This window comes from Vagococcus sp. WN89Y (assembly GCF_052220145.1).
In the GTDB taxonomy this organism is placed as follows: Bacteria; Pseudomonadota; Gammaproteobacteria; order Enterobacterales; family Enterobacteriaceae; genus Kosakonia.
The window spans coordinates 1-640 of sequence record NZ_JBQPOM010000037.1 but is presented as its reverse complement, the minus strand read 5'-3'; the positions used below and the strand labels follow the sequence as shown (position 1 = coordinate 640).

1 protein-coding gene is annotated in these 640 nt (G+C 64.1%); it reads left to right on the top strand.

Annotated features, from left to right (window positions below):
- Nucleotides 1-640, top strand: a 640-nt coding sequence (locus tag ACTU3N_RS14640) for an RHS repeat-associated core domain-containing protein (RefSeq protein WP_443086872.1), incomplete at both ends; no start/stop codon positions are given.

The window sequence follows — 640 nt, the reverse complement described above, 5'->3', positions numbered from 1 at the left end:
TCATGCAGTACGACGCGTGGGGCAATTTAACCCGCCGCCGCAGCGGGCTGTATGAGCAGCATTACACCTATGATGCGGAGAACCGCCTGCTCTCTGCCCGCGGAACCGGGCCGCAGGGCCGCTTTGAAGCACACTATCATTATGACGCGCTCGGCAGACGCATCCGCAAGACGGTCACCACCGCCCACGGCACCACGGAAACCCGCTTCCTCTGGCAGGGCTACCGCCTGCTGCAGGAGCAGCACGACGGCGGGCAGTGCAGCACCTATATTTACGACCCGAACGAGGCCTGGAGCCCGCTGGCGCGGATTGACCATCTCAGGGACGACACGGCCGGAGAGATGTACTGGTTCAGTACCGACCTCAACGGCGCGCCGCTGGAGGTAACGGATGAACAGGGGAGTATCCGCTGGAGCGGGCAGTACGGCAGCTTCGGCGAGGTGCGACACCAGACCGGTGGCTTCACGCGGGTGGCTCAGGATACAGCCCTGGCACACCAGCCGCTGCGTTACGCCGGGCAGTACGCCGACCGCGAAACCGGCCTGCACTACAACCTGTTCCGCTACTACGACCCGCAGACCGGGCGGTTCACCGTTCAGGATCCGATAGGGTTAAACGGCGGCTGGAACCTGTACCAGTA